Source organism: Geothermobacter hydrogeniphilus (genome assembly GCF_002093115.1).
GTDB lineage: Bacteria > Desulfobacterota > Desulfuromonadia > Desulfuromonadales > Geothermobacteraceae > Geothermobacter_A > Geothermobacter_A hydrogeniphilus.
The window spans coordinates 112781-139760 of sequence record NZ_NAAD01000011.1 but is presented as its reverse complement, the minus strand read 5'-3'; the positions used below and the strand labels follow the sequence as shown (position 1 = coordinate 139760).

Genomic DNA, 26980 nt, shown 5'->3' with positions numbered 1-26980 from the left:
GAACCTCGAACCTCGAACCTCGAACCTCGAACCTCGAACCTCGAACCTCGAACCTTTCTCACGAACTTCTCAGCCGGAAATGAACCGGCACCGTCACCTCCCCGGCAATGTTTGTCTCTCCCCTGCTGGCCGGGCGAAACCGCCATCGGCGGATCTGTTTTAACGCTGAGCGATCAAGAACCCGGTGTCCGGATGACCGTTCCAGCCGGGTTTTGACCACCCGGCCGGAAGGATCAACCGACACCCGGACCAGGACATCTCCCTGCCAGCCCCGTTGCCGGGCGAGGGGGGGGTAGCGTGGGCGTGGATTGTCGAGGTACGTCGGCGCGATGACGGCGGCCTGTGGTTGAGATGCCGTCGTAGAAGCGGTTTCCGGCGGGGATGCGGGAGACGGCCCCCGGCTTTCGCTTATCTTCACTTGTGCGGTCGATGGCCTTTCATCGCCGTGGTTGGATGGTGCCGGCCGGGTTGTTGCCTGCAGCCGGGGAACCTGTTGTTCGACCATCCTGGGGGGCTCAGACGGCTGCCGGGTGACGACCGGGTCCGGAGTCGTGTCAGCAGTTCTTTTTTCGACGGGCCCGTTTGTTTTGGCTGCACTTTTTTCTGTCGGGGACTTCCGGTCGTTCTCTTTGGCCGAAGGCTGCGTCGCCGCGACTTTGGTGCGGGGTTGAGGCGGGCGATGTGCGTTTTGAGCCGGTGTGCTGCGGCGACTGGTGGCGGGGCGCGGCAATATTTTCCGCAGGCCGACCCGGATAGTCTGCTCCTGTGGACGGGGGTTCGGCACCTTGACCCCGGGCAGGGAGAGAAACAGCAGATGCCCGGCAATGGAAAGCAGCAACGCTATGGCCAGTCGGCGGCCCTGGGTGCCGTTGTCGGTGTAAGAACTCATTTGCCGCATGTCCCGCCTTGACAGAGTCTCTACTGAATGCGTGGGTTGTTTATAGGGCAATTCCCTTTCCAGGGTCAAGTTTCTCACCATCCCGGGGAATTTGATAATGCTAACTGTCTGGAATGTGTGCAGAATTTTGCACACCTGTCGGATATGAGGATTTTAAGTTGCCTCTTCTGATGGCTGTCTGGTACATTTCGCATTTAATATTGAGTAGTTAGATTTCCTGTTGAATTTTCCGGATCTTTTTCCCGGTGTCTCCTGTTGGTTGTTGCGACATGGCGTTGTCCCTTTTTCGTAAATCCGGTTGGTGGTGGCTGGGCGGCCTTTTGCTGTTCGGGCTCTTCGGCTGTGGGGGAACCGGCAGCAGCAGTGATCAACCGGCGGCAACGGCGGTGCCGACTCAACTGGTGGCCGGGTTTGTCGAGGATGGGCCGATTGTTGATGCCCGCATTTATCTTGCCGACGCGGTTGATGGCAGCGTTGTTCCGTTCTGTGGTCCAAGTGGGCAGGGCCGATGTGAAACCCGCAGTGACGATGCCGGTCATTTCTCCCTGCTGCTTGCCCGAAGGGTCGATCCGGGGACGCTGCTGCTTGTCGCCAGAGGGGGCAGTGATGGTGGAACCGGATTCGACTTTTCCGCCATGGAGCAATGTTCCGCTCTTGATTTCTATGCTTCTTCCCTGGGGCGGGTTGTTGTCTCTCCGCTGACCACGCTGGTGACCCGCGGTTGGCAGTCTGGTCTCTCTCTCGCCGATTCCCTGCAGGTGGTAGCAGACAATCTGCAGTTGAGCGGCTCTCCCTCGAAACTGTTGTCACGCCCCGCTGAAGATGCCCAACTGTTGAACCGGACCCTGCTTCTGAGCAAGATCGCCGCAGAGCTGGTTCTGCAGGATCCCGCGCAGGAGCCGTTTGCCCGACTCGCCGCGCAGCTTGTCGCGCCACCGGCGAGCGTGTTCAGTAGCGGGTTTCCCGATTCCGGCCTGTTGAATGACCTCGGCTTCGTCGGCGATGCCCGGCAGCGGATCGAGGATATGCGGCTGGCCCTGGCCGGCAACGGGGATCAGCGGCAGTCTTTCATTGTCGAGGAACTTTTTCAGGGTATCCGCACCATCGTCGAGCGAAGCCTTGGCAGTGGTTTTGATCCCCTCGATCCGGCTTTCATCGCCAACGGACATACCCTGGCCATGCAGGTGGCACAGGCGGTTGCCCCGGCCCTGGTTCCTTTGAACCGCGTGGCTCCGCAGCGTCTGGCGCGTTACCTGCTGCATGCCTATGGACTGAATGACGCTGTCTCCCTGTCGTTGCCCGGCAACGAGTTCAATGTGAAGCTGCAGGGAGGCAGCAGCAGTGGTCTTTCTGCGGTGACCGTCAATCCCCTTTTGCGGGAATTGGCCTCCCTGACTTCCGCCTACAGTATCCAGGTGCCGTTGCTGGCTGACGAGATGCCGGGTGACGACAGTGCCCGGCGGGCCGCCTATTATTACCGTTCCGATCTCTCCCACCTGCATCAGGCGGAAAAACTGGTCGGCCTGGTTTCCGATGACGCGGTCAATGATCCGCTGATGGTCGAGATCGTTGACGGCAAGGCCGCCGCCGGTCTTTTTGCCGAGGCGGAAAAGATTGTTCAGACCCAGATTTACCAGTCGGCGGAGCAGGCCGATGCCTGGCTTGAGCTGGGGCGCTCCGAGGTTGACTTCGGACGCTATGCTGCCGCCCTGCCGCATCTCGATGCCGCCTATGCAGCCATTCGCCGGGTTGTCGACAGCAAGGGGGCTGCTTTGCTGTCGAGCCACGACAGCGCCGTCCTCGCATCAATTGCCGCTAATTATCGAAAAATCGGGGACCTGGATGATGCAGCCCGGGTGCTGGATTATCTCCAGCAACTGGCGACTGCGGTTGCGTCGACGTCGACCTACGGCAAGTTTTTCATCGGTGTGCGCAATATTGCCGAGGATGCTCTGGCCGCAGATGAAATTGCACAGGCGACTGCCATGGTGAACGACCTGCTGCCCCTGGCCCGACTGACTCCCGCAAATAAAAAGGTCAGGTCAGGAGTGACCTACATGTATTATCGCTCGCGCATATTCAATCTCAGCGAGGTTCTGCGTCTCAATGCCGATCTCGGCCGCAGTGCCGAGGTCTGGCAAATTTACCAGGAGATTGAGAGCCTGAGAGCCAATGACGGGCTGCAGAACCTGACCCTGAACGAGACCTGGTACTATGCTTCGCAGATCGTTGAGGATCTTTACCGCAGCGGTTTTGCCATTGAGGCTTTGAATCTGGCCAACAGCATTCCGGTGAGCTACAAAAACTATTACGGCGCGACCCGGTCCGGCGTTTATTATCAGAATGCCGCCTTCATGTCCGTGGCGACCTGGGAGGCCCTCAACAATGGTTATGCCAGTGGCTTGCAGGTTCTGAACGACCATTTCAGTGCCGCCAGTGACCTGATTGAAGGTCTGACCTACTACGCCCTGAACAGAAAGAACGAAAGAATCGGTCTGTCCCTGATCAATGTCGGCCGTCTCGGCGAAGCCGTGCAGGCGTTGGACGAGGCAGCCCGTCTGCTCGGTGGTCTGACGGAGACCAGCGACCGCAACATTTACCGCAACCTGATCGAACGTGGCTACGTCAAGGTGGCGGACCTCTATGCTGACGTCGGTGATTTTGCCACGGCGGCAACCTTGCTGGGGCGCGCCGAAGGAGCTCTGCAGCCCGTGGTTGGGGTCAGCTACCGGATTGACGGCCTGGTTTCCATTGCCCTCGGTTATCATCGCCTGGGCATGGTGACCGCTCGAGACGGACAGTTTTCTCAAGCCTACGACGAAATACGGGTTGCACAGTCGCTGGTCAGCCGGACCGAGGAGACGCAGCTGTACGAAACCCTTGCCGACGGGATCATCGAGAGTGGTCAGAGAGGTGGGGTGCTGCAGCAGGTCGCGGACGCCATGTCGGCAGCGGCAGCGGACATTCACGATCCGGTCAGGGATGCCGGTCTGTCCAATTATGACAGCCTGGCCAGGACCGAGATCAAGTACCTGCTGAAAACTGCCGGTTATTACAGCTTGATGAAAAATTCGGCCGATGCCTTGCTGACCCTGCAACTGGCTGAGCAGACAGCGGGAAGCATTCAGGTTGATACCACCAGGATGAAGCAACTGGTGGCCATCGCCGGAGCGCTGGCCGGCGCCGGTTTTTCGGATCAGGCCATCGCCCTTGCTGAGAGCCTGTCTTTTGTCAGCAGTCGCAACGACGCCTTGCAGGCCATCGCTGAGTCCTTTTCGCGACGTGACGATTTTCCTGGAACGAAAGTTGCCGCGATCGACACCGATGGTGACGGTCTGCCGAATTTCTGGTCACCGCTGGCCAGTGCCGCGGATATTGCCGCCAGTGGCCTAATGCTTGATCCCGACTGCGATAATGACGGCATTCCGGATATCTCCGACCATCGTCCACTGTACGTTGACCCCTGAACCGAAAGACTCTGCCGGGCATGTTTTTCCTTCGTTACCGATCCTGCGTCCCGGGCATTTTCAGTGCTGTGCTGTTGATGCTTGTTCCCGTTTTTTCGTGGGCAGCGGCCACGGCGGGATCCCCGGCCGCTGTCCCGGTCCTGGAACCGGTGACGATCATCGGCTCCCTCGATGTCAGGGCGAACGGCGTGTCGCGGCTGTCGCGGGAGATGATTGACCGATTGCCGCAGGGCAACGGTACTATCAATGAGCTGCTCGACGTCTTGCCCGATGTCCAGTTCAGTGAAACGTTCAAATCATCCCTGACAGCCGGAGAGATTCTGCCGCCCGATGTTTCCATCTCCGGCGGCAAGGTGTTTCAGAACCTGTTCCTGATCGACGGTCTTGACAACAACAGCCTGCTGGATCCGACCGCCCGCAATCCCAACGATTTTGCCGATGTCCCGGGGCATCCGCAGAAACTCTTCCTGGACAGCTCCCTGGCCGAAGAGGTGGTTCTTTACGACAGCAATATCCCGGTTCGTTACGGACAGTTCAGTGGCGGTGTCATCGATGTCGTTACCCGTCATCCGGCTGAGCGTTTCAGCGTCAACCTCGATTATCGGCACACGCGGGATGAATGGACCGAATTCCACCTCAATGAGGCTGACAGAGCCGGATTCACGCAGTCGGGCAGTGCTTCGGCCCAGCCGGAGTTTTCAAAACATCAGGGTGGGGTGAGTGTGGATCTTCCGGTCAGCGACCGGGTCGGCCTGCTGCTCGACTACCATCAGCTCTATTCCGATATTCCGCTGCTGCACCTGGGTGAGCGCAAAAGCCAGAATCGCCGCAATGAGAACTTTTTTCTCAAAGGCGTTTTCGATCAGGATGCTGATCACAGTTGGGATTTCACCCTGCTTTACGCTCCCTACAAGGCCGATTATTTTGTGCAGGATGCCGCTGACAGCGGTTTTGTGATCAACGGCGGCGGCCTGACGACGACACTGAATCACTATCGTTTTTTTGAACAGGGGAGCATCCAGTTCCAGGCCGCCTTCAGCGACAGCGAAAACAGTCGTGATGCACCGCAGAACTGGCGACTCTGGGCCGCGACAGACAGTCGTCCCTGGGGGCGCCTGGTGGGTTCGGATTACAGCCGCGAGGGTGGGTTCGGCAACCTGGACAAGGAGCAGCAGGATGTTCATGTCAATGTCGATGTCAATTGGGATCTGGAGCCGCGCGGCGACCTGGAGCAGCATCTCAATGGTGGTCTGCAGGCCTCGTGGACCCGTGGCCGTTACCAACGTTCGCAGCAGGCGGTTGCCTACAAGGAGTCGCGCCTGACACCGGATGTTATCTGCGGCGCCGACCTGTTCGCCTGTATCGACGGGGAACAGTTCCTGACCCGGCGCAACGTCTACCGGGCTTCGCGCACCGTTGAAGAAATCAACGCCATCGGGATCTATTTCGAGGATCAGCTGAGGTATCGTCAGCTCAGCGTGCGTCCCGGATTGCGGGCCGATTACGATGATTATCTGGAGAACCTCAACCTGGCACCGCGGCTGGCCCTTGAATATGACCTTTTCGGAGATGGTCGGACGGTTCTGACCGGCGGGGTCAATCGCTATTACGGGCGCAGCTTTCTAACCTTCAAACTGCGTGAAGGGAAGCTGCCGCCGAACGCCGAATACCGCAGCACGGTTCACAATCAGGTGATGGCCTGGCAACCCTATCCCGATACCCTGCAATCCGTTGCCCGCTTTTCACGGCTGGACACCCCGTACAACGATGAAGTGGTGCTCGGTTTTGACCAGGCGCTGCTGGGAGGACAACTCAGCGGCAAGTATGTCTATCGCCGCGGGCGCGACGAGTTTGCCCGTCAGTACGGCCCGGTCGAAGCTGATGGGCTGCGCTATTATACGGTCAACAACAATGGTTACAGTCGACATGAAAGCTACCGCGTTTCCTGGGAAAAGGCCTGGCGGAAACAGTATCTGCTGCTGACCTGGACCTGGCAGGAAAGCTCCTCAAGTAATGACAATTACGATACCGTCCTGGATGACGAAGAATTGCAGGATCGGGTCTGGTACCGGAACCGGATTGTCTACAAGGCCGAACTGCCGCGGCGCGATTACAACCGCCCCCACACTCTCGAAATGCTCTGGACCACGCAGCTTCCGGCCGGATTCAGTTTTACCAATTTCACCCGTTACCTGAGCAGCTATCACAGCCTTGAGAACACCTGGCAGGAAAAGGCGATTCCCGGTGCCGAGCAGCGTTTTGACTTCTTCAAGGGAGAACCGGTGGCCGAAAGCCTTTATGTCTACGATGATGTCAAACGGGGGGATGTGGTGCTTTTTGACTGGAAGCTGGCCTGGCAGGGGACCCTGCTGGGGGTGCCCGGGGTCGGTTTCAGATTCGATATCTTCAATGTCTTCAACCGCAAGGTCGAGTCGGGGTTGAGCCCGGGCGAATACCAACTCGGCCGTCAGGTCTGGGCGGGGCTGAATTTTAAATATTGACCGATGGCGTAGAAGACGTTCCAATAGCAGCCTGATTGCGGACCATGGGGGATGTCTCGCGTGAACTTCCACAATGCATCCATACGACAGAAACTGATTCTGGTGATCGTGCTGGTCAGTGTCGTGGTGATGTTGCTGGTCGCGGGCGCTCTGCTGGCGGTTGAGGTCGTTTCCTTTCGCCAGTCGCTGGTTGACAAAACCGCCGCGCTGGCCCAGGTGCTCGCCGTCAACAGCAGGCAGGGCCTGATGTTGAATCAGAAGTCCCAGGTGGAAGATGTTCTGGCGTCGCTTGCCTCCGAGCCTCATGTCCGCGCCGCTTTTGTTTTTCGTTCCGGAAAACCGTTCGCTTATTATCTCAATGCCAATGGGTCCTTTCAGGATCGTGTTACGGCCCTGTCCTACAGCCCCTGCAAGTTGCTTGACCAGGCTCCCCTGGCAACCCGGGTCAGTTACCATTTCAGCAGCTCACACCTCGCTTATCTTCTGCCGATTTTTCTTGATCAGCAGTTGCTCGGACAACTCTACATCCAGTTCGACCTGGGAGAGTTGAATACCCGCCTGGCCCAGTTCGGCAGTGCCCTGCTGGTTTTGCTGCTGCTGTCGGGGCTGCTGTCCGTCCTGCTTGCGTCGCGCCTGCAGCGGGTGGTGACCGAGCCCCTGATCGATCTTTCGGAGGTGATGGAGCGGGTTGCCGACCGGGGAGACTTCCGGTTGCGGGCCCGGCCGCGACATCCGGATGAGATCGGCATGCTGGTCCGACGTTTCAATACCATGCTGGAGCAACTGGAAGAGCGTGACCGGCAGCTGCAGGGGTATCACCAGAACCTTGAACAGCTGGTCAGACAGCGTACCCTGGAGTTGAGCGAGACCAACGACCGGTTGCAGCAGTCGGTGGCCGATCTGGCCGAGGCGCGTGACCGTGCCGAAGCGGCGAACCGGGCCAAGTCGCAGTTTCTGGCCAATATGAGCCATGAAATCCGAACCCCGATGATCGGCGTGCTGGGGATGACGGAGCTGCTCTTCAATACCGGCCTCAACGAAAAGCAGCAACAGTTGGCGCAGACGGTGTTCAACTCGGGAGAAGCCTTGCTTGAAATCCTCAACGACTTGCTTGATCTTTCCAAGATTGAAGCCGGTAAACTGGTTCTGACGGAAGAAGATTTCGATCTCGGCGAGAGCCTGGAAGAAGTTGTTGAGCTGTTCAGCGAAACGGCGGCGAGAAAAGGCCTGCACCTCGGCTGTGAACTCCCTCCCGAACTGCCGGTTCTGCTGCGTGGTGACGCCGGTCGGTTGCGGCAGATTCTGCTCAACCTGGTCGGGAATGCAGTCAAGTTCACCGAACGTGGTGACGTGCGTATCCGGGTTGCGGCCCTGGAGCAGGATTCTTCTTCCGTATACCTGCGTTTCGAGGTCGAGGATACCGGGATCGGGATCGACCCGCTCCTGCAGGGCAGGATTTTCGACAGTTTTGCCCAGGCCAGCGAAGCGATGAACCGGAAGTTTGTCGGGACCGGCCTCGGCCTGGCTATTGTTCGGCAACTGGTCGGTCTGATGGCCGGTGAGGTTGGGGTTGAGAGTACTCCCGGGGTTGGATCGTGCTTCTGGTTTGAAATTTCGTTGCGGCGACAACCGCGGCAGTCGGTGAAACCGAGCTTGATCACGGAACAACTGCGTGGTGGAAGGCTGTTGATCGTGGATGATGATCAGCATGCCGTCGACATTCTGACCGACAAACTGGCCGCCTGCGGCTTCGAAGTCGAGCATGCCGTCAACGGTCGTCAGGCCCTGGCGATGCTGGCTGAGGCTGCTGATCAGAATCCGTTTGTCGCCGCTTTTCTCGATGCCGACATGGCCGGACTGGGAGGTAAACGCCTGGCGGCGGCGATTTCCTCCCAGGCTCGGTTCCGGGAAACCCGGCTGGTGATGATGTGCGAACAGGGGAACCTGTCGCTGGCAGATGATGGCTGTGGTCCGAATATTCACTGGCTCTACAAACCGATCCGGTCGGTGCAGCTGGTCAAAACCCTGAACGAACTGTTGCAGATTCAGTCCCAGCCGCCGGAAACGGCGCTCTCCCCGGATTCACCCCAAATGCAGTTGCCGCCGGGATGGCGGGTGTTGCTGGTCGAAGACAATCCGACCACCCGTGATTTCGTGCAACGCATTCTTGCGGATGAAGAGGGGTGGCTGCTGATCGCCCACCAGGGCGAGGAAGCCTTGGAACTGCTGGAAGAACAGCGGGTCGACCTGGTGCTGATGGATTGTCAGATGCCGATTGTCGACGGTTATGAAGCCACGCGGCGGTTGCGGCAAAAAGGTCTTTCCATCCCGATCATCGCCCTGACCGCCAATGCCTTTCCTGAAGATATTGCCGCCTGTCATGACGCGGGGATGGATGACCATCTGTGCAAACCCTTTCGGCGTGAGGATCTGTTGCTGGTTCTTCAGCGCTGGCTCGGTGAAGCGGATGAAACATCAGCTGTCGAGGAGGGGGGATGAAGCTGCGGGTTGTGCTCCTGGTGGCCGGTTGCGCCCTGCTGTTGTCGTCCGGCCTCTGGTTCGCCAGGCCTCTTCCCGAGACGTCCCCCCTTTCGGTGCGGGCCCTGCTGTCGGTGGAAGATGCCCCGGATGGCCGGATCAGGGTTGCCCTGGCCGGGTCCGGGTTCGGTCGGCAGACCCACGTCAGCCTGTTGCCCGACATCGGTAATCAGCACATGGTGAGAGGAGAACTCCCTTTTTCCGGGATGATCAACGGGATGGCCCGCAAGGACAACCTGTTGTTGCTGGCGAATTCGCCTGACGGACTGATTCTCTGTGACATTTCACAGCCGTCCGCACCGTCGGTTCTTGCCAGTCTGCCGCTGCCGGGGACCGAATGGAATGTGGCGGTGGTCGGTTCACTGGCGCTGATCACCAGCGTTAAGAGTGGTTTACAGCTGGTGGACATAAGCGACCCTTCCTCACCGCAACTGCTCGGCACCCTGGCTTTTGACGGGCCGGTGCATGGTCTGGCCTGTCGTCGGGACAAAGCTTACGTTGCCGTTGGAGAACGGGATTTTCTGATCATCGATTTCTCAGATCCGAAATCCCCGGAGGTCCTGCGCAAAGTGTCGACACCCGATCGGGTCGTCGATCTGGCGATCAGTGGCGACCGGCTGCTGGTGGCCGATGACCATTACGGCCTGCTTATTTTTCCGATCAGACAGAATGGGGATGTCGGCTCGTTCAGCCACATCAAGGTGCCGGGTCAGACCAGGCAGGTTCGGGGCTGGAAGGGGGGGGCTCTGGCCATGACCCGAACCAACCTTTATTACGTTCCCGACGGTGGCGGAGAAACTCCCAGGGCGCTGTTCACGACGGAACACGACAAACTCATCAGCCTTGAAGTTGGAGACGATACGGTTTATCTCGGCACCAATCATGGTGTGTTGCTGGTACGTCCCGATTCCTCCTTCCGTTCTGGTCAGCAGGGTTTTATCGCCACCACTGGCAGTGTCCGCGCGGTTTCTGCTGCCGCCGGGATGTTGTACATCGGTGATGCCCGTACCGGTCTGAAGTATCTTCCCCTGCCGGATTTCGACAAGATCCCGGTTGTTGAAGGTTTTTCCTTGTTGGGGAGTCCCGCGTTTTTTACCGTGACCGGAAATCGTCTGCTGGTGGCGACACAACCCTATGGTCTGGTGAGCTATCGGCTTGATGGCCGTCGGGAACCGATACTGGACGGCCGGCTTTATCAGAACTGGTCGATTGTCTGTATCGGTCAAGGGGCCGGACGATTCTTTCTCGGCAGTAATGCCGGTGAGCTGATTGTTGTCGCTCGCGTCGGCCCGCGACTCGAGGTCCGGAATCGTCTGTCTTTGCCGGGACAGCCAAGGGCGATCGTCGTCCGGGACGGTATACTGCTGGTCGCCGATGACTTGGGCGGCATTCTCTGCTTCAGCCTGGCGGACCCGGATCATCCGCGTCCCCTCGGCGGTTTATCGACAACCGGTCGTCCCCACGGGATGGCCTTCAGTGGACGAACCCTGCTGGTCGCTGAGGGAGAAGCAGGGATCAGGACCGTCGAGATGTCTCCAGACGGCCAACTGCGATCCCTGCAGCTGCGGCCAATGGATCAGAGCGTCGTGGCGCTGGCGGTGAGTGAAGACCGCGTCCTTGCCCTGCTCAGGTCAGGACAGTTGGCCTTGTTTCGACTGCGGCCCGGGGGGCGGCTGATACTGCTCCGCGGCAATCTCGACCTGCCGCGTGTCACCGCCATAGCTGCCGGGGCCGGATGTTTTTATGTCCGTCTCGGCCGGTCAGGTCTTGGTGTTCTGCGTCCGACGTCACGGGGAAGAAAGGGAGTTGAACTGGTTTGGAACATTCCCCTGACCAACTCGGTGGGAGCTTTGCGGACCGTCGGCGGAACGCTGCTGGTGGCGGACGGTTTCTCCGGAGTTCGGTTTTTTTCCCTGGCTGTTCCGGCTCGACCGGAACAGGTTCAGGTTCTTTCTGCTCCGAAGGGAGCAGTGGATATGCTGCTCGACAACGAGTCGCTCCTGGTTCTTAATGACAAATATTATCTTTCTCTGCACTCGCTTGCCTGGCCGGAAAGAGCACCTGTTCTGCTCGGGGATGGCGGTCTGGGATTCGACCTGATCGGTGACCTGGTTGTTCTGTTGAGCGGGGACCGGTTGCAGGTGATTGATCTGAGTACCCCGGGATCGATGAGAGTCCTCGGGTCATTGCCTCTGCCGGCCCAGCCTGGAGGAATCAAGGTCCGCGGGAACCTTGCCTATGTCGCCTGCGGTCGAGCCGGCCTGGTGGTGGTAGATCTCGGCAACCCGCGCCTGCCGCTGATGGTTGGTCGGTTATCGCTCGCCGGGATGGCACGCAGTGTGGTTGTCGAGGGCTCCTATGCGCTGGTCGCTTCCGGCAGGGCGGGGCTTGCGGTGGTCAATATCAGTCGCCCGCGAGAACCGAAACTGGTGCGCCGCCTGCAATTGGCGGCGCCGTTGAAAGATATGAGTGATTTCTATGATGTCAGGACGGATGGCCGCTATGTCTATATTGCCGACCTGGAGAATGGACTGGTTGTTGCCGCGCTGCGAAAGGATGGTACAATCCGAACCGTTGGACATCTGCAGACTTACGGCCGTGCCCGGTCCCTGAGCCTGAGGGAAGGGCGGGTCTATATCGCCGACCTTTCCGGAGGCGTTCAGGCGATCGACGTCTCCCGGCCTTCCCATCCGCGGTTGATCGGACGTATCGTTGTGCCGGGGATGGCCAAACAGGTTCTGCCCGGGCCGGATTTTTTGTGGTTGCGGGCCGCCGGGAGCAGATTGTTCCAGCTTCCGGACGTCGTCGAAGCCGGTTCCGTCAGTCTGACCACGCGCGGGCGGCTTGAAGCAGTCCTGTCTCGGCCTGCGGCCGATGGTTATTATACCCTGCGTATCTCAGGTCCCAACGGTGAACAGGAAATTCCCGGCGCGATTCATGTCGGATCGTCGCCATCCCATCGTTCAGGGGCGGGAACCAGCGAGGAAAGGCCATGACTCAACAAGATTATCAATTGCTGCTGGTGGATGACAATCCGACCAACCTGACCCTGCTTCAGGAGCTGATACAGCAGAATTTGCCCGACTGTCGTCTGCAGATCGCCTCAAACGGCCTGGATGCTCTTGAATTGGCCTTTCAGAGTCCCCCGGATGGGGCCTTTATCGATATGCAGATGCCCGGGATGGACGGCATCGAAGTTTGTCGTCGGCTGAAGAGTGACCATCGCACCCATGACGTTTCGGTGGTGTTGATCACGGCCCATCAGTCGACCCCCGAATTGAGGGCGGAAGGGCTTGAGGCCGGTGCCCAGGATTTTATTTCGCAGCCGATCCGCAATGTTGAATTGCTGGCGCGGATTCGGGCCTTGCTGCGCATCAAGTCCCTGGAAAGAGAATTGCGCAGTGCTAATCAGGGATTACGCAAACAGGTGGTGCAGAAGACCGCCGCCCTGCGCTGGGTGACCGGTCTGATAAGTGCCGGAGAGGCGGTGGATACCCGGTCCGGGTCAGAAATCCTGCAGCAGCTCGCCACTCTGCTTCAGGACGATGGCGAACTGGATTTCAGCCGTTTTCGCGGTGAACTCTTTGCACGGTTCCCTGAAAACCTGCGTCATTCTCTGCTCAAGCTCGGGTTGCTCAACGTGATTCCGGGGGGACTGGCTGAAAAACTGGCGGATATCGAGGATATCCGGTCCGCCCTGGAATACCTGGTACGGCACAATTTTTTTGTCACCTGCCGGCGCGGGGAAGATCTGTACGTATTTCATGAACATTTTCTGGATTACCTTTCATCTCGTGCTCATCAGGAACTCGAACAGGCGGAAATAGAGCGGGTCTATCTCACCGCGGCTGATTGGCACCTCTCCCAGGAAGCCTTCGCCGAGGGGATCAACTACCTGTTGCTGGCTGGTGACAAAGACGCCGCGGAGCGGGTGACGGCGCAGATCGGTCCGATGCTTTACGGCCGGGGTGATGTCTGCAGTTTAATACCGCAGATCGATGTCCTCAAGAACCTCGATGGCGGGCGCTACCCATGGCTGAGCTGTCTGTTGGGCCTGGCTCTGCTGGAACACCAGCCACAGCAGGCCCGTCCTCATTTTGAAGTTGCCCTGAACAGTTTTCGACAGCGTGAAGACAATCTCGGCCAGCTTTATACAGCGGCGCAAATGGTTCATTACTGCTGTCTCGTCGATGGTGATTTCATTGCCGGCAGGTCATTTCTGGCTCTCGCTGACAGCCTGTTTTCAGCTCAGCAATCGGCAGCGGAGGATCATCTCCTGCTGCAGGTCTGTCTCTATCTGGCGTTTGGGCACCTGTTTTTCAACAGTGATTTCCAGGCCTCAGACCTTTACCTGGAGATTGCCGTTGCGAATCCCGTTCAGCAGAGCAGGCTTGAATACCAGGTGCTGATACGCATGGTAAGGGGATTTGAGCAACTCTGTCATGGTAATTGGCGCGCTACCATCCGCGAGTTTGAACTGACGTCAAGGCACCTGAACAATTCCGGCGAGGTCAATCCCTCGACGCGACTCGCTCTGCTCAAATTTCGCGCTCTGCTGCTGGAGAACATGGGAGATGTTCTCGGCAGCAGGCGACAGAAAAATCTTGCCCGACGGTTGGCGTCGCTGAGCGTGTTTGAACAATGCCTGGTTCAGTCGCAGCTGATGCTCCTCGATGCGCAGAGCGAACTGGCGCACGGGCATTACCAGCAGGCGGATGAACTGCTGGGGGTTGCCCTTTCCCTGCCGGGCGGGCAGACGCCTCACCTGAAGAGCCAGTTGCTGCAGTTTCGTTCCTGCCTGGCGGTTCTGCTCGGCAGGAGAGAGCAGGGGCTTGAATACGGACGGTTGGCTGAGGAATCCCGACGATTGCTGGGGGGACCTTTCTTTGTGGTCCGAACCGAGCTTTGCCTGGGGCTGATGCGGCTTGAAACGGACGATCTCTCTCGTGCCCTGGCGCATTTCGACCGTGCCGTCGCCCTGGCCGGGGACCTGGATGACCGTTTCCTGCTCTGTTCGGCTCTTGCCTACCGTGGCCTGGTTCATTATCAGCGGGATGCGGCGACAGCGGTCGAAGATTTAAGTCGCTGGGCCGAGATGATGGAACAGCAATCCTACAGCAACCTTTATGGGTGGTATCCCGATGTCGCGGTCCGTCTGGTGAAAGCGGCGATTGAACTGGACATCGGTGGTGAGATGCCCTTGTCTCTGGCCCGGCGGCGAACCTACGTCAGTTTTACCAGGGATGGTCGGCAGCTGCCGTTACTGCGGTTTCGGGTGTTGGGTGAATTTTCCCTTGCCGTCGGCGGTCGTACCCTGCAGTTGCGGCAGGAACTGAGTTCGGCGTTGCGGCAATTGCTCGGTATGCTGTTGACGGCGCCCAACCTGCAGTTGCGGCAGGAGGATATTCAACACCAGTTCTGGCCCGACAGTTCAGCGGACAAGGCTCGTTCCAAGTTTGATTCGTTGCTGTCACGCCTTCGCAAAGCTTTCGACGGGATTCTCGACGGGGGAACAGCAAGAGATTTTTTCTACCTGCAGAAGGGGACGTTGTGCCTTGATCACAGCTGGGTTGATGCCGCCGAGTTCGAAATTCTCGTCCGGCAGGGTATCCGCCATGCCAAGCGGCGGGAGACCTGGCAGGCTGACCAGGCTTTCCGTCGCGCTCATCGTCTCTGGCGGGGAGAGTTGAATCTGGCCCTGCCGCTGGATGAAAATCGCGAGTATTACCGACAGGACCTGTTGCTTCTTTTTCTTGAAAGTTCACAGGTCTGGATCGACCTGCTGCTGGATCAGAAGCTTTTCAGCGAAGCGGCCCAGGTCGGACACAAGGCCCTGCAGTTCGACCCGATCAATGACCTCCTGGTTCGCCAGCTTTATGAAACCTACACCAGTGAGGGGAAAACAGTTCCCGCCAACCAGGTTCTGGAAAACTATGTGGCGGCACTGCGGGCAGAAGGCTACGAAGGCCGCGAAATAGATGAGGCCGTCAGCGCGCTCATGCCCTGAGTCGTCAACGGTCAGCAACGGGCCGCTGCCGGCTTACCCCGGGTCGGAGAACTCAAGAAACGGCTCGAATTTTTTTCGTGCCTCGTTGATCGGCAGGGCCAGAGTTGTCCCCTTCTTGTCGGACTGCTGCTGTTTGCGGAAGGTGATGCCGATGACTCTTCCCTGATTGTTGACCAGTGGTCCCCCCGAATTTCCCGGTGGCACCAGGGTATCGATGTAGATCAGCGGCAGGCCGCGGTACTTTTTAAGTGCTGCGATCGTTGCCGGGGTGATGGACAGACCGACATCGAGCGGATAGCCGATGGCGATGACCTTGTCGCCGGGTACGCTCTTCAGGGAATCGCCCAGCGGGATGGCGCGAGCGGACTCTGCCCTGAAGGAGAGAATGGCCAGGTCGAGATCCGGGTGGCGCGCGACAACCCGGGCCGGTTGCTCCTTGCCGCTGTGGAAGCGGATGCGCAGTTTGCCGGCCTTGTCGACCACGTGCAGGCTGGTCACGCCGAAACCGCGGCTGGAGATGGCAAAACCGCTGCCGGTGCCGCGTTCGGTGATGACCTTGAAAATCGAAGGACTGACCTTGCGCAGGATCTGCTGCAGGTTGAGGGATGCCTGCGGGGCGGCGGACCCGGGTCTGTGCCCGGTCTCCGTTTCCGACAGCTTGATTCTGGTTCGGGCCAGGCGGGGGACGGGCGGCAGACCGGGACGGGCGGTTTCGCCGGCCGGCGGCCGGTTGAGGTCGTCGGCCGCTTTTCGCCATGAACGGGAGACCAGGTCGGTCGGGACCTCGGCGAGAATCTGGCGCTTGAGATCATCGATGGCGCGCCGGGTCAGCTCAGTGATCCACTCCAGTTCCTGCGACATGTTCATGGCATCGTAGAAGTCGCCCGACATCTGGCCTTCGGAGGTGAAGTGGTCCTGAACCAGTCGCAGCCGTTTTCCCGCCGGAGTGAAATAGAAGGCGGTGACATTGGCCTCGGTTTTTGATTCATAGGTGAACATATTAATCGGTGACAGCAGGAAACAGCTGATCCCGGAAAGGCAGGCCGCCGCCGGACTGCTTTTGGTCAGCCCGTAACGGGAGCGGATATCAACAGTGATCAGGAACGTGTCAGGGGATCCATTGGTGCGGAACTCCTCCTGCTCGTCGGCCTTGTAGCCGGGCAATACCCGCAATTGGCCGCGGAAGGCGGTTTTTTCCAGCCCTTCGGCCAGGGCTTCTCCGAGATCAGCGGCTTCGGCGGTGAAAAATTTATCGAGAGTGATTCGGTGCGAGGTTTCCCAGAGATTGGATTCATAGAGAATCGGATCGATGCTGATGGCAATATAACCGCTGCGGTTGATGCGGGAGCCGGCCAGGCCCGCCGTTGCCGTTGCCAGCAGTATCAGCAGGGCGCAAACCAGGCTCCTGAAGAACAGGTGTGGCATGTGAATCTCCATCCATGGCAGGTCCCCGGTCGCGGGCGGGGGATTGCACAGTCCGGGCAGCCGAACTCAGTCGGGCAGACGGGTCCGGCTGAGCAGTTGTGACAACCGGTCCCGTTCCTGTATAAGTCTGTCGGTATCGGCCTGGTCACGGGCTGCTGTTTCGATCGATTGCAGAATATCGTCAAGACTAGCAAACTTTTCCCGATAGTGCATCTTCATCTCCTCCAGCAGGGAAATCAACTGGGTAATTTCCTGAAACCGGCTTGGTGCCTGCGGGGGCTGGCTGAAATCCCCCTTAGCCATCTGGTTCAGGGTTGTGCCCATGCGTTGAAAATGAAGGTTGAGCCGATTGACGATGACCATCGAAATAAGAATGACCAGGCCGAGGATGGCGAGGATGCCGATAACATTGGTTTCCATCAGCAGGCCGAACATGAAATCACCGGTCCGTTCCACCCGGAGATGCGATGAGTAGATCTGCCATTCCAGCGCGTTACGTATCTTGGTCGATAGAATCCAGGTGATCAGTGCGGCAAGACCGATCAGGGTCAGACCGTAAATGAGAATGAATTTTCCCTGAAACTCTTTTTTGATGAAAAAATTGCGACGACGGAAAGGGTAGCGCATGTCAGCCTCCTATTTGATATGGCACTCGAGACAGAGGGCGCTGCGTCGATTGTTGAAAACCAGCATTTCCTCTTCGTGGGAGAACGGGTTGTGACAGGAAGCGCAGCCGACCTTGCCTTCGTAAAGGGAAATCATCGGCGAAAGGTCATCCACTGATCGCAGTTCGCGATTGCTGGAAGCCGCCTGCGCGTAGTCCATGCCGATCGGATGACTGAAGTTCGTGCCCCTGAAGGTCAGGTTTCTCTCGTTCGGCAATGAGAATTTGGCGGCCGGTCCCACGCTCCCCTCGTGGCAGGTGAGGCAGTCCAGGGAAACCTGGTCCAGAGCCTTGTCGAGCGTGTCCCGGGTCGGCGGTGTCCAGCTCTTGGTGTGAGCAATGCGGGACGCCGAAAGATGTTTCTTCGGGTTTTTGAACAGATCTTTATGGCAGGAAACACAGAACTGCTTGCCCCGCTTGGATGATCGCAACATGAAGGGATTGTCGGCGACATTGTCGGGGTGCGGATTATGACAGGTTGTGCAGGTGATTCGCCCCTGCCAGTCGACAGTAAAACCCTTGGGCAGTTTCATGCTCGGTGCAACTTTGGATGGGTGGGAATTGCTTTCAACGATCTGGTGGCAGGATTCGCAGAGAGAGTCGATATCCTGGACAAAAATCCCGGGCTGTCCCTTCTGCGGCGCCACCAGGTGGCATTGTTCGCACTTGCCGGTAAAATCATGAGGGCCGTTGTCACGGCCGAAGCCGATAAAAGCCGAACTGCCGATCCCAACCAGAATGCAGCTGAATATGAGCAGTTTTTTCATGATTCAGCCCCTCCGTTGTTCCTGGAATCAGCGGCGAGCTGCAGTCGCATTTGTCTGGCCGCAGCGGCCACCTTCTCGAAATCGGGCGAATCGTGTTTCAATTCTTCGTCAAGCAGTTCATGCAGATTGTGAACCTCGGTGAAGATGTCCCGCATGGAATCGATGAACCCATTGAGTGCATGGACCATTGATTTGAGCTGATCTCCCTGGCGGGTGCGCACATCGTAACGCAGGTCATCCTTGAGGATGCTGGTCAGGGCGAGTTCGTAACGGTAGACCGGGCCGGCTATCTTGTGTGAAACAAAGAGGTGGATGACGATGGTAATCAGGATGATCAGAACCAGCTGGACGCTGAAGGATATGATCAGGTAGGAGGGAACCGTCGCCTCGAGATTGCTCAGGGTGACCAGTGATTCAAAATAGCCGTTGCCCAGGCCCTGATCGAGATAGAAGAAGAGGACCAGGCTGGTGAGGATCGACCCGGCGACCATGGCCAGGCAGTATTTGAGTTGAAAGCGCAGGCTGAAAACAGGTTCGATCGGTTTTTCTTTGTGCATATCCGCCTCCTGAAGAGTCGCAGAGGCCGTCGGTCCGGAATGGTCCGGCCGTGCGGATTGTGAAGTCTTCGGCCCGAAGCCGTGAGAACACGAATTCGGGGTTAAATGTTCGCTATCTCCCTTATCGACCCATCGGGGTGAAAAGTTTATGAACAATCTGCCGTGAGGCATGGGAGATTGACAGTGGGGTGTTTTGCGCTAGATATTAAACACACTGATGAACGAGACTGGTTGTCGCTTTTGAGGCGGGAACCTGAAATTCACCTGCGATGGAGGTTTGAAGATGGGACGATTGACAGTATTGGCAGCTCTGGCGGCGATATTGCTGGTTGGTTGTACGGCGCAGCTTTCACCGTCTGACCGGGCTCTGCTCGAAAAGGCGACTGCGGCGGGTCAGCAGGCGGCCCAATATGCCCAGAAGGCGGATGATGCTGCCGGGCGGGCGACCGTTGCCGCTCAGCGGGCCGATGCCGCCGCGAACCGGGCGGAGAACGCCGCTCGTCGTGCCGAAGCTTCGGCGGGCGAGGCGGCGCAAAGTGCCGACGAGGCAAAAAAAGCATTCGAATTGAGTTTGAAAAAGTAACAGGATCAGTTCTCAGTTCTGGATTGAAAACCGCAACGGGATGCCGCGAGCAGCCAGAATCGCCCGGTGGATATCCATCCGGTCCATCGGAACTGTTGCCGGCAGCGGCTCCGGGTTGAGGGGGGGCGCGTGGCTTTCCAGGTAGAGGTTGGAAGCTCTGACTGAGATTTTCACCGGCTGGTTGAGGATGCGAAGCGGCATCCCCGGTTTGACCCGGGTGACGAGATCACGGATATCGCGCGGGTAGAGGCGCAGGCAGCCGTGGCTGACCCGGCGACCGACGCCGAACGGTTGATTGGTGCCGTGCAACCCGATTCCCGGGGCGCTGGTGCCGATCCAGAACTCTCCCAGGGGATTGTCCGGACCGGGCGGGATCACCGCCGGCAGGTCCGGTTTTTCTTTGCGCAGCGACGGCGGAGGTGTCCAGGATGGATGGCGCAGGATGCGGGTGACGCGGAAATCACCCGGCGGCGTTTCCCAGCCGTCCCTGCCGATGCCGAGCGGGTAGGCGCGTATCCGGCGTTGCCCATCCTCTGACCAGACCAGGTAGAGTCTCATCTCCGCCAGATTGATGGTGATCCCCGTAATCAGGTCGTCCGGGGGCAGAAACGCCAGGGGAAGGATCAGGCGGGAGCCGACCTGCGGATGCCAGGGGTCACTGTCCGGGTTGGCCCGGCACAGGTTGTCAAAGCCGACGCCGGTCTTGACGGCAATTTCCATCAGGGTCTCATTGGACCCGACCACATAATCCCGGTTGTGGCCGATGACGGCGGGACTGCCGTCCGTAAGCAACGATTCTGCATAGCGCACCGGGCTCCATGCCGAGGCGGTTGAGACCCCGGCGAGGATCAGGAACAGGGCGGGAAGAAGTCGACGCAGGCAACGTGAGGCTGCTTGACTTTTTCCCCGGGCAGTGCTAAAAGGTCGCGTCTTTTTACGCACGAGAACTCATCCTGAGGGAGGTTATAAAAGAACTATGGAACAGACGTTCGCAATTATCAAGCCCGATGCATTCGCCGCCGGTCATGCCGGGAAAATTCTCGCCCGCATCTATGCCGAGGGATTCAAGGTTGTCGGTCTGAAAAAACTCTACCTGAGCAAGGTTGAGGCCGAGGGTTTTTATTATGTCCATAAGGAACGTCCCTTTTTTGGTGAACTGACCGACTTCATGAGCAGCGGGCCCTGCGTGGTCATGGTGCTTGAAGCCGAGGGCGCGATTAAAAAATGGCGAGACCTGATGGGAGCCACCAATCCCGCCGAAGCTGCCGAAGGGACCCTGCGCAAGGAATTCGGCACCTCGATCGGTGAAAATGCCACTCATGGTTCCGACGCTCCTGAAACCGCGGCCTTTGAGATCGGTTACTTCTTTTCCGGGCTGGAACTGCTTTAAACGAGTTGAAAACTTGCATCTTGAAGGCCTTGCGGGTACCATCCGCAAGGCCTTTTTTGCGTAGGGCGTCGGCTTTTTCATCAACTCTGCGTTGCAGGCCCGCTTCGCTTGTGCGACGTAGCTGTCGCTACCCTGCATCGGTGAGTTCCTGTTGGGTGGAGAGTGCAAGTGCTTGACCTGAACGAGATTTTCAAAAATCTGAAGCGCACCCATAGGTTCGCTGGTGATTTTTGGGAAGCTCAGGCAGATCAATGACTTGTGCTATCCGCCGACATGGGGCTCACTGATTCAGGGCTACGCCTCCGCGCTCATCGGGCTGCGCCTTGATTTGATAAAAAATCCGATACCTTGACGCCTCGATGCATTGACGCTGTGGTGTGCTGTTGGCCGATGGTGTGTAACGACCCGATCCCCGGATATTTCTATGTCGCCAGTTGACCTGAAAAATTTAACTCCTGAACAGTTGACCGAATTTCTCCAGGGACTCGGCAAGGAAGCCTTTCGCGCCCGCCAGCTGCTGCGCTGGATCTACAAGCGCGGGGTCTGCGACCTGGCCGCCATGACCGACCTTTCCAAGGTCCTGCGCGAAGATCTCGCCGGGCGTGCAATGATCTCCAACTGGGAGCCGGAGACGGTGCAGGTCAGCCGTGACGGCACCCGCAAGTATCTGTTCCGCCTTGCTGACGGTGAAACCGTGGAGACGGTACGTATCCCCATGGAGGGGGGGCGTTCGACGCTCTGTATTTCCAGCCAGGTCGGTTGCGCCATGCAGTGTTCTTTCTGTCTTACCGGTTCTTTCGGCCTGACCCGCAACCTGACGATCGCAGAAATTGTCAACCAGGTCTGTGCCGCCCGCAAGGACGGTCCGGTCAACAATATCGTCCTGATGGGGATGGGGGAGCCGCTGCATAATCTGGATAATGTCATCGGCGCCCTGAAGATCCTCTATGCCCCCGAGGGTTTTGATTACAGCCCGCGCCGGGTGACCCTGTCGACCTCCGGGCTGGTGCCGCAGATGGAGGAGTTGGGGTGCCGCGTCCGGGTCGGACTGGCGGTTTCTCTGACTGCCGCCAACGATGCCCTGCGTGACCGGCTGATGCCGATCAATCGACGTTATCCCCTCGATCAGCTGATGACGGCGTGCCGCAATTATCCGCTGAAGCCGGGAGAGCGGATCACCTTCGAATATATCCTCCTGCGGGGAGTGAATGACGCGGTGGCCGATGCCAGGGAGCTGGTTCGGTTGCTGCACGGCGTGAAGGCCAAGGTCAACCTGATCGCCTTCAACGAATACGCGGGGTCTCCTTTTCAGACCCCGGATGACCGGACCATCCGTCGGTTCCAGACTTTCCTGCTGGACCATGGCCTGGTGGCGGTGCGTCGCGCGAGCAAGGGCAGGGATATCCTGGCCGCCTGCGGACAACTCAAGGGTGAACTGGAAAACTGTACCTGCCCCGGGCAGGAAAAAGAGGGAGATGTCTGATGAAGGAAATGACGATTGGAGTGATTGGAGGCAGTGGTCTTTACGCCATGGAAGGCCTCGAAGATGTCCGTGAGGAAAAGGTCGGCACCCCCTATGGCGATCCATCGGATCTGCTGGTCACCGGTCGACTCGGCGATGTCCGCATGGTCTTTCTGCCCCGTCATGGCCGCGGCCATCGGCTGCTGCCGTCCGAGGTGAATTTTCGCGCCAACATCTACGCCCTGAAAAAACTCGGTGTCGACCAGGTCATCTCGGTGTCGGCGGTCGGCAGCATGAAGGAAGAGATCGTTCCCGGCCATATTGTCATCCCCGACCAGTTCTTTGATCGGACGGTTGCCCGTAACAGTACCTTCTTCGGTGAAGGCATCGTCGGCCATGTCCAGTTTGCCGACCCGGTCTGCGGTCGTCTGGCCGCCATCCTTGCACAATCGGCACGTGAGGTGGGGGCGACGGTTCACGAAGGCGGGACTTACCTCTGCATGGAGGGGCCGCAGTTTTCGACCCGCGCCGAGTCGCGTATCTATCGCGGTTGGGGCGTTGACGTCATCGGCATGACCAACAGTACCGAGGCCAAGCTGGCCCGCGAGGCCGAGCTCTGTTACAGCACCATCGCCCTGGCGACCGATTACGACTGCTGGTATGAGGGGCATGAGGATGTTTCGGTCGAGGCGGTGGTCGCCCTGATTCAGCAGAATGTCGCCATGGCGAAAGATATTATCGCCGCGGCCGTGAAATGTCTGGCCGGCGAGCGGACCTGCAGCTGCGGGATGGCGCTGCAGTACGCCATCATGACCGACCGCGCGTTGATACCGGCGGCAACCAGGGAAAAACTGGCCGTGATCATGGGAAAATATCTCTCCTGAATGGAGCTTGCGGTCGTCAGATTAAAACGGTATATATGAACTTTGTAATCCGGTGACTGACCATCGGACGATTTTTCCGTTTCAGGAGCAGGTGATGAGTATTCTGGTGGTCGGTTCTGTGGCCTTCGATTCGGTACAGACCCCGTTCGGCAGGGTTGAGGAGGTCCTCGGCGGTTCGGGAACCTATTTTTCAACCTCAGCCAGTTTTTTTGCCGACATCAACCTGGTTGCGGTGGTCGGCGAGGATTTTCCGCAGCGACATCTCGATTTTCTGCGGGCCCGCAATGTGAATCTCGAAGGCGTCAAGGTTGTCCCCGGAGAAACTTTCCGCTGGAAGGGGGAGTACGGCTATGATCTGAATGAGGCCAAGACTCTCGACACCCGCCTGAATGTCTTCGAGAACTTCAAGCCGATTCTGCCGGAGTCCTATCGGGACGCCGATTTTGTTTTCCTCGGCAATATCGACCCCGAACTTCAGTCCCAGGTTCTGGACCAGGTGCGTCATCCGGAACTGGTGGTTTGTGACACCATGAATTTCTGGATTTCGGGCCGGCGCGAGGCGTTGTTGAAAACCCTGACCAGGGTCGATATCCTGATGATCAACGAGGCCGAAGCCAGGCAACTGGCTGAAGAGGCCAACCTGGTCAAGGCCGCTCAGTCCATTCTTTCCATGGGACCGAAAACGGTGGTCATCAAGCGGGGTGAGTATGGTGCGCTGATGTTCAGTGAGCATACGATTTTTGCCGCTCCCGCCTATCCGCTGGAAACGGTATTCGATCCGACCGGCGCCGGTGATACTTTTGCCGGAGGCTTTATGGGCTACCTGGCCGCCAACCGGAATTTTGGTGACGGGAGCATTCGCCAGGCCATTATTTTCGGCAGCGTCATGGCCTCCTTTGTTGTGGAAAATTTCAGTCTCGATCGGCTCCGGGATCTTGAGTACCGTGATATCGAAGAGCGTTTTCGGCGCTTCAAACTGCTCACCGAATTTGAAGGACTCTGACCAGGGTGATGTTTCAGTGGGATGAAAAACGACTGAGGTTGAATATTCCCGCCCGCCAGGTTCTCAGGCTGGAACGTTCCCTGAGCGATGTTCAGGTCAGCCTGCCGGGGCTTGAGCCTCAACTTGCGACCGCCTACATTTGTGTTTTTCAGGTTACCGGCGGGCTCCGGGTGGCGATTATTCTGCATCTGCATGAAGCCTGCCGGTTGGCGATTTACCTCAACCGGGAGGGCCCGCTCGGCAAGGACGAGGCCTGTCGTGTTCTCGGGGAGGCCAACCATTTTGCCGAGACGCTCGGGTTCATGCTCGGCAATCTTGATTTTGTCCGCATGCCGGAGCCGGATCGGGACCGGTTCTGGCAATCTCTCCCGCTCATGCGGGGAGTGCCGACTCCGACGGGGATGGCATCTGACGTCGATGGGAAAGCAGCTGATTCCGGGGGGGCTCCGGGTACGCCATTGCAAAAAGGTTGGACAGTTGCTGAAATGAAGATCAAACGTCGTAACTTCATCGAGAATCTCGGGCGCCTTCTGGGCATGCTCTAGGGGGTGATGCCATGGTGCTCCGTCTTCTGATTGTTCTGGCGCTGTTGCTGCCGGTGGCCTGTACCCCGGTTGCCGACGTGAAGAAAGATGCCAGTGTCCACGAAACCCTCGGGTTCTCTTACCTGCAGGAGGGGAACCCGACCAAGGCCCTGAAAGAATTCCTGCTGGCCGTCGAAGATGATCCCGAGAACCCGGACATCCGTTCCGGACTGGCCCAGGCCTATCACCGAAAAAAGGCCTATGAACTGGCCGAGGGGCAGTATCTCAAGGCTCTTGAATATTCCCATGGCGACCCGAAGATCCGCAACAACCTCGGGGCGCTCTATCTTGATATGCAACGCTGGGAGGATGCTTTGCGGCATTTCCGCCTGGCGGCCGACAACCTGCTGTTCGGCTCCCCCGAGGTCGCCCGGACCGGTATGGCGGTTGCGCAGATCAAGCTGGGAAAATATATTGACGCCGTTGAATCCTGCCAGCGCGCATTGCAGATCAATCCTCAGTATCCGCAGGCCCGTCTTTACCTCGGTGAGGCCTACGACGCGCTTGACAAGCCCGATCTCGCAATCGTCGAATACCGGAAAGCCGTGGTTTTCGTGCCGAATTATCTTGAGGCGCACTACCGCCTCGGCATGTCCTACATGCGGCAGAAAAAGATGAAAGAGGCCCGGGATGAGTTTTCCCGGGTCATCGATATCGCCCCGGAATCGGATCGGGGACGCCTCGCCAGCCAGTATCTGAAACTGTTGAAGTGAGGATCGCCCCGCTGTTGTCAGCAGAAAATGCTGATGCAGGTTGGAAGTGGTCACCAGGTTCTGCTAAACTCTTATCCCCGTCGGCCGATACTGTTTCATGGACCGTTTCCGTAATGCCCCGGTTGAGTGAGGCTTGCGCGTCATGATCATCCAATGTCCCAATTGTTCCGCCAGGTATCGCATTGACGCCTCGAAAATCAATCGCGAGGTGGCGCGAGTCAAGTGCCCGAAATGCCAGTCCGGTTTTGAGGTCCGCCTCAGGGCACGGCAATCGGCGGATCAGAAATCGGGAACCCATGGCAGTTGCGGGCGCCGCAGCAAGGTGGTGGTGGTCGATGATGCGCGTTTCTTCCGCGAAGTGGTGCTTGATATTCTGCAGCCGCTTGATATCGAAATTTTCAAGGCCGGAGATGGCGCGGAAGCTCTTGAAGTGATTCGGCGGGAAGTGCCCGACCTGGTGATTCTTGACCTGAAATTGCCCAGGATGGACGGTTACCAGCTGATCCGGGCGATCCGTTCCGATCCGGCGATCAGAAATACCCGCCTGCTGGCCATGAGCAGCGTGTTCCGTGGTGAAGAAGAGGCGCGCAAGGTCACCCTGGCCGGCGCCGACGATTTCCTCAACAAGTCATTCCGGCCCGAACACCTCCTGCAACGGGTCAATCGACTCCTGGACTCCTGAAAATGCCTCAGATACAAGCCGCTGCCGACCTGGTGCGCAGCCGGTTCGGCAGCATAGACTATGACCTGGCCGTTATTCTCGGCTCCGGTTTTGATGCCGCTTCCTCCGGTGAAGTTCTTGGCGAGTTGCCCTTCGGTGATCTTCCGGGTGTCCCGGCCGCACCTGTACCCGGTCACTCCGGCCGCCTTCTCTGCCTGCGGGTTCGCGATCGTCGCGTTCTGGCTTTTGCCGGCCGTTTTCACTGCTACCAGGGGTTGAGTGCGCGTCAGGCCGCCTTTCCCGTCCGTCTCGCTAAAGCCCTTGCGGTTGACCGGTTGCTGATTACTAGTGCCGTCGGGGGGATTTCGCGGGAGATGACGCCGGGGACGTTTGTCCTGCTCCGTGATCATCTCAACCTGCTTGGCGACAACCCTCTTGCCGGTGAGGTTCCCCCGCGGTTTGTCGATTTAAGCCGTCTTTATCGACAGGATGTTTTTGACTGCCTGGCTGCCGTCGCCGGACCGGCGGGGATCAACCTGCAGCGGGGAGTTCTGGCCGCCCTGCCGGGGCCGAGCTATGAAACACCCGCAGAAATTGAAATGCTGCGTAGGCTCGGTGCCGATGTGGTTTCCATGTCGATGGTGCCGGAGGCCATTATGGCGGCAGCCTGTGGCCTGCAGGTTGTCGGTCTGGCGCTGGTGACCAACCTTGCCGCCGGACTGACGGCCGCCAGCCTCGACCACCGGGAGGTGCTGGCGGCCGGCGCCTCCGCGTCCGGGCCGTTCGGGCAGTTGTTTGAAGCCTTGCTGGAAAACTGGTGTTCTTTTCGTTGAATGTATCCAACATGTTGAAAAATAAATGGAAAATGTTGTCGTG

The 26980-nt window shown here is 58.4% G+C and carries 20 protein-coding genes; 14 read left to right on the top strand and 6 right to left on the bottom strand.

Features of this window, described 5'->3' with window-relative positions; all coding sequences use genetic code 11:
- Positions 1-58 precede the first annotated feature (58 nt).
- A complete protein-coding gene (locus B5V00_RS10015; RefSeq protein WP_172399701.1) occupies positions 59-889 on the bottom strand; it encodes an energy transducer TonB in 831 nt (276 codons plus the stop codon).
- A gap of 278 nt (positions 890-1167) precedes the next feature.
- On the opposite strand from B5V00_RS10015, the gene B5V00_RS10010 reads away from it, so the two are divergent.
- The 5 genes from B5V00_RS10010 to B5V00_RS09990 all read left to right on the top strand — a co-directional run bounded on the left by B5V00_RS10010 (position 1168) and on the right by B5V00_RS09990 (position 15411).
- A complete protein-coding gene (locus tag B5V00_RS10010; RefSeq protein ID WP_085010650.1) occupies positions 1168-4365 on the top strand; it encodes a tetratricopeptide repeat protein in 3198 nt (1065 codons plus the stop codon).
- Positions 4366-4442: 77 nt separating this feature from the next.
- The gene (locus tag B5V00_RS10005) at positions 4443-6866 is read left to right on the top strand and encodes a TonB-dependent receptor plug domain-containing protein (RefSeq protein WP_139800728.1); all 2424 of its coding nucleotides are present in this window, start codon (positions 4443-4445) and stop codon (positions 6864-6866) included.
- A 60-nt stretch (positions 6867-6926) separates the two neighbouring features.
- Positions 6927-9365: a response regulator gene (locus B5V00_RS10000; RefSeq protein ID WP_172399700.1), complete on the top strand. Its 2439-nt coding sequence runs from the start codon at positions 6927-6929 to the stop codon at positions 9363-9365.
- Entirely contained in the window at positions 9362-12400 is a 3039-nt protein-coding gene (locus tag B5V00_RS09995) for an LVIVD repeat-containing protein (RefSeq protein ID WP_085010647.1), read from the top strand. Before B5V00_RS10000 ends, B5V00_RS09995 begins: the two co-directional genes overlap by 4 nt.
- On the top strand, positions 12397-15411 hold the full coding sequence (locus tag B5V00_RS09990) for a response regulator (RefSeq protein WP_085010646.1): 3015 nt from the start codon (positions 12397-12399) through the stop codon (positions 15409-15411). The genes B5V00_RS09995 and B5V00_RS09990 overlap by 4 nt, the downstream gene beginning before the upstream one ends.
- Before the next feature lie 33 nt (positions 15412-15444).
- On the opposite strand, the gene B5V00_RS09985 is transcribed toward B5V00_RS09990, so the two are convergent.
- From B5V00_RS09985 to B5V00_RS09970, 4 genes are all read right to left on the bottom strand, one after another.
- On the bottom strand, positions 15445-16836 hold the full coding sequence (locus B5V00_RS09985) for a S1C family serine protease (protein ID WP_172399699.1): 1392 nt from the start codon (positions 16834-16836) through the stop codon (positions 15445-15447).
- A 66-nt stretch (positions 16837-16902) separates the two neighbouring features.
- Positions 16903-17463: a methyl-accepting chemotaxis protein gene (locus B5V00_RS09980; protein ID WP_085010644.1), complete on the bottom strand. Its 561-nt coding sequence runs from the start codon at positions 17461-17463 to the stop codon at positions 16903-16905.
- A 9-nt stretch (positions 17464-17472) separates the two neighbouring features.
- Complete coding sequence (locus B5V00_RS09975) at positions 17473-18267, bottom strand: cytochrome c3 family protein (protein ID WP_085010643.1); 795 nt, start codon at positions 18265-18267, stop codon at positions 17473-17475.
- On the bottom strand, positions 18264-18824 hold the full coding sequence (locus B5V00_RS09970; protein WP_085010642.1) for a methyl-accepting chemotaxis protein: 561 nt from the start codon (positions 18822-18824) through the stop codon (positions 18264-18266). The genes B5V00_RS09975 and B5V00_RS09970 overlap by 4 nt, the downstream gene beginning before the upstream one ends.
- 283 nt (positions 18825-19107) lie before the next feature.
- Here B5V00_RS09970 and B5V00_RS09965 point away from each other — a divergent pair, with 283 nt between their 5' ends.
- A complete protein-coding gene (locus tag B5V00_RS09965; RefSeq protein WP_085010641.1) occupies positions 19108-19407 on the top strand; it encodes a hypothetical protein in 300 nt (99 codons plus the stop codon).
- A gap of 12 nt (positions 19408-19419) precedes the next feature.
- Here B5V00_RS09965 and B5V00_RS09960 read toward each other — a convergent pair whose 3' ends face one another.
- Complete coding sequence (locus B5V00_RS09960; RefSeq protein WP_245803945.1) at positions 19420-20217, bottom strand: L,D-transpeptidase family protein; 798 nt, start codon at positions 20215-20217, stop codon at positions 19420-19422.
- 166 nt (positions 20218-20383) lie between these two features.
- Between B5V00_RS09960 and ndk the strand changes: the two genes are divergently transcribed.
- The 8 genes from ndk (at position 20384) to B5V00_RS09920 (ending at position 26937) form a co-directional block, all read left to right on the top strand.
- Positions 20384-20797 carry a nucleoside-diphosphate kinase gene (gene ndk / locus B5V00_RS09955; RefSeq protein WP_085010640.1) on the top strand — a complete coding sequence of 138 codons (414 nt, stop codon included), beginning with the start codon at positions 20384-20386 and terminating at the stop codon, positions 20795-20797.
- A gap of 424 nt (positions 20798-21221) precedes the next feature.
- Complete coding sequence (rlmN, locus tag B5V00_RS09950) at positions 21222-22280, top strand: dual-specificity RNA methyltransferase RlmN (RefSeq protein ID WP_085010639.1); 1059 nt, start codon at positions 21222-21224, stop codon at positions 22278-22280.
- Entirely contained in the window at positions 22280-23143 is an 864-nt protein-coding gene (mtnP, locus tag B5V00_RS09945) for an S-methyl-5'-thioadenosine phosphorylase (RefSeq protein WP_085010638.1), read from the top strand. The genes rlmN and mtnP overlap by 1 nt, the downstream gene beginning before the upstream one ends.
- Before the next feature lie 94 nt (positions 23144-23237).
- Positions 23238-24146: a PfkB family carbohydrate kinase gene (locus B5V00_RS09940; RefSeq protein ID WP_085010637.1), complete on the top strand. Its 909-nt coding sequence runs from the start codon at positions 23238-23240 to the stop codon at positions 24144-24146.
- Positions 24147-24151: 5 nt separating this feature from the next.
- Complete coding sequence (locus B5V00_RS09935; RefSeq protein WP_139800727.1) at positions 24152-24691, top strand: hypothetical protein; 540 nt, start codon at positions 24152-24154, stop codon at positions 24689-24691.
- Positions 24692-24702: 11 nt separating this feature from the next.
- Positions 24703-25443, top strand: a complete 741-nt coding sequence (locus tag B5V00_RS09930) for a tetratricopeptide repeat protein (RefSeq protein ID WP_085010635.1) — start codon at positions 24703-24705, stop codon at positions 25441-25443.
- A 142-nt stretch (positions 25444-25585) separates the two neighbouring features.
- The gene (locus B5V00_RS09925; protein ID WP_085010634.1) at positions 25586-26125 is read left to right on the top strand and encodes a response regulator; all 540 of its coding nucleotides are present in this window, start codon (positions 25586-25588) and stop codon (positions 26123-26125) included.
- 2 nt (positions 26126-26127) lie between these two features.
- Positions 26128-26937, top strand: coding sequence for a purine-nucleoside phosphorylase (locus tag B5V00_RS09920; RefSeq protein WP_085010633.1), 810 nt, complete (start codon positions 26128-26130; stop codon positions 26935-26937).
- Positions 26938-26980: the final 43 nt, after the last annotated feature.